Raw genomic sequence first — 3374 nt, 5'->3', positions numbered from 1 at the left:
ATCTACCAGGAATTGAGCAACAAGGGGATGACATGCCAACGGTACTGTTGCCAATGAGCTTGCAGAGTCTCGATGATCTCGGTATTACAGATATTGGTCATCAAAGAGATCATAATGAGGATTGTTTCGGCATCCAGACTCAATTCAAAAAGCAGGAAAATCCTATTGGTCGAAGTATACAAGCTCGTGGTTTATATATTCTCTGCGATGGTATGGGAGGGCATGCGGCTGGGGAAGTAGCCAGTTCTATGGCAGTAGAGGTACTCCAGAATTACTTTAAAGAAAATTGGCAAGACCAGTTTCCCACAGAAGATAGTCTCAGGAAATCCGTGTATGTAACAAATCAAGCGATTTTCGATATCAACCAACAAAATGCTCGCTCTGGCAGTGGTCGAATGGGTACGACTCTAGTCATGATGTTGATTGAAAATACCAAGGTAGGGATTGTCCATGTCGGAGATAGTCGGGTCTATCGACTAACTCGGAAACGAGGCTTAGAGCAAATCACTATAGACCACGAGGTCGGTCAACGAGAAATCCAGAACGGAGTAGATCCAGAGCTCGCTTACTCTCGCCCTGATGCCTATCAACTAACTCAAGCCCTTGGACCGCGTAGTGAGCAATTCCTAAATCCCGATGTGCAATTCATAGATATCGCAGAAGATAGTATATTCTTACTTTGTTCTGATGGTTTGTCAGATAATGACCTGTTGGAAAATCACTGGCAAACTCACTTAGCGCCTTTACTCAGTTCCCGAGCTAACCTCGATCAGGGTCTGGCTAATTTGATTGAGCTGGCAAATGAGCATAATGGTCACGACAACATTACACTAATCCTAGTTCGCGTGAAGGTGCGACCAAACTTGGCTCAACCAACATTAAATATAGGTCGTTAGTTAGTCATTAGTTAGTCATTAGTCATTAGTTGTTTGTTATTAGTCATTAGGTTATTAGTTGTTTGTCATTAGTCATTAATCATTACTTGTATGTCATTAGTAGCTGCCAGTATATTCTGGTTAGTCACTTTGGACAAAGGATAAAACCGACAAAGGACAAAACCGACAAAGGACAAAACCGACAAAGGACAAAACCGACAAAGGATAAAACCGACAAAGGACAAAACCGACAAAGGACAACTGACTATGGTCACACTGACCCTCTTAGATCCGTTAAGCCCCACTCCAGTGCAGCAGTGGAGCTTTCAGAGCAAATCTACGATTCGCATTGGTCGTGCTCCTGATAATGATGTGATTGTCGATAACCCGATCGTGTCACGACATCACCTGGAACTCAGGGCTAGTGCTTCCCCATCGGGTCCGATGTGGCAGTTGGTCAATCAGGGTGCCAATGGCACCTTTCTTAATGGTGTCTTGGTTTCCCAGGGGGTGCTGCCGGAAAAGGGTCTGATTCAGCTAGCCCAGAAAGGTCCACTGCTGCAATTCCAAGTTCAAACCCAGCAACTATCTGCCCCAGCACCCAAGCCCTTGGCTGAGACTACTAAGCCATGCCAACACCAAGGCAATGCACCAGGCAATTTGTTCTGTATTCACTGTGGTCAACCCTTGGTGCCAGTCGAGCGAGTCATTCGCAACTACCATGTTTTGCGAACGTTGGGACAGGGGGGAATGGGAACCACTTATCTTGCCTGGGACAAAGTCAACAGCAAAGATGGATACCCACTCCTACTAGTACTCAAGGAAATGAATGCTGACATGGCTCAAATTTCCAAGGCTCAAGAACTGTTTGAACGAGAGGCTCGCACCCTGAAAACCCTGAATCATCCCGGAATTCCCCAGTATTACGACTTTTTTGTGGAAGGGGGTAAAAAATACTTAGCAATGGCTCTGATTCACGGTGAGGATTTAGAAAAACGTGTCTTGAGCACTGGACCAGTCATCTTGCCCCAGGCAGTAGAGTGGATGATTCAGACTTGCGATATCTTAGACTACATCCACGATCAGCAGCCGCCTCTAATCCACCGAGACATTAAGCCTGCGAATTTGATGGTGCGCCATCGAGATAACCGAATTGTTATGTTGGATTTCGGTGCTGTTAAAGAAATTGGCACCATACCAGGTACACGGATTGGAGCGGAAGGATATAGCGCTCCTGAACAAGACCGAGGTCAGCCTTGCACTCAATCGGATCTTTACGCCATTGGCCCAACTTTAATATTTCTGCTCACCGGGGAAGCACCTCTAAAGTATTATCAAAGGCGTAGTTCAGGATATCGGTTTGATGTATCAGGCGTTCCCACTGTCACTCCCCAATTAAGGAAAGTGATTGAGCGGGTTTGTCAACCAAGGGCTTGCGATCGCTACCAAACGGCAAAAGAACTGATGCAGGCTTTGGTTGCTTGTATTTAGGAGTCGGCGTTAATCAATATGAGCAGAAATTTTAAGGGCACAATTTGGCGGTCACTAGTGATTAGGATAAGGCAAATCAGGGAATAAAGAAAGTATATACTCACCCTACCGGCGGGTATTCCTCATCCATTACCAAGCTCCACCAATTGAAGCGTGGACGCCAAACGGAAGCGAAAGAAGTCAGATCAAGTCCGGTTAATCACTTCTAAAAATGGTTGATCCCCGTTGATCGCCTTTTGAAAATTGTCAATTTTTAATTGTTAATAGCTAATTGTCAATAGCAAATTAACCACTGACAACTTTCAATTCTCAATTTTCATGTCAGACGAACAAATAGGTGCGGGTCTCCTAGGCCGGATAAGCCGGACTAGGGTCGCACCTGATGAGATAGATAAGTACTTAACCGATACTTTTTAGCTACCAAAGTCTACCAAAATAGACTTTGGATCGCCAATGCAAGATGCTTTCGCATCCAGGGGGTATCTCCCAAAGCTCTGACGGAATATCCCGCGAGCGCCATAAAAATGTCAAAAAAGTTCGTTCCACCGGGATCGAGCGCGCAACTAACTATTAAACCCTTGGTTTTCGGCTTTAATTTAAGTTACATAAGAATCCCTGTGGATGTTAACCTAATTTAAGTCTAACAAATAATAAGAGTTTTTGGTAGACTCTGCGACATTTTCTCTAGCTGTTTACTAACCTTAAATTGGATCAGATCATTCTTCGTCCCAGGCTTCCACAGCTAGTAAGTCACTGATCGGGTCTTGCATGGTAAACCCGAATTCAGTCAGTTCCTGTTTCCAGTAAGACCATTCGTCGCCATAGAGCAGGGCAATTTTCCAAAGGCTGTCACTGGGTTTAATAATTTTGGATTCCGCCAATGAACGCACATGGCGTTGCAACTTCACCATGGGGTGAGTAACTGTTTGAGTCATACTCTAAAATCTCTAAATCAATTCTGTTGTTAGATTGGCTTTTGCGAATACCTGAACTACAATGCTTCCCCTT

At 44.7% G+C, this 3374-nt stretch carries 3 protein-coding genes; 2 read left to right on the top strand and 1 reads right to left on the bottom strand.

Annotated elements, in window-relative coordinates:
• Together F6K37_RS35260 and F6K37_RS35255 are read left to right on the top strand one after the other, a co-directional pair.
• On the top strand, positions 1–896 hold an 896-nt coding region (locus tag F6K37_RS35260), incomplete at its 5' end, for a serine/threonine phosphatase (RefSeq protein ID WP_287255513.1).
• A gap of 246 nt (positions 897–1142) precedes the next feature.
• Complete coding sequence (locus F6K37_RS35255) at positions 1143–2366, top strand: protein kinase domain-containing protein (RefSeq protein WP_287255511.1); 1224 nt, start codon at positions 1143–1145, stop codon at positions 2364–2366.
• A gap of 716 nt (positions 2367–3082) precedes the next feature.
• Here the strand turns inward: F6K37_RS35255 and F6K37_RS35250 are convergent.
• Complete coding sequence (locus F6K37_RS35250; protein WP_008181701.1) at positions 3083–3301, bottom strand: DUF4327 family protein; 219 nt, start codon at positions 3299–3301, stop codon at positions 3083–3085.
• Positions 3302–3374 lie beyond the last annotated feature (73 nt).

This window comes from Moorena sp. SIO4E2 (assembly GCF_010671945.1).
Classification (GTDB): Bacteria; Cyanobacteriota; Cyanobacteriia; order Cyanobacteriales; family Coleofasciculaceae; genus Moorena; species Moorena producens.
This window is presented reverse-complemented; position numbering and strand designations above follow the sequence as displayed.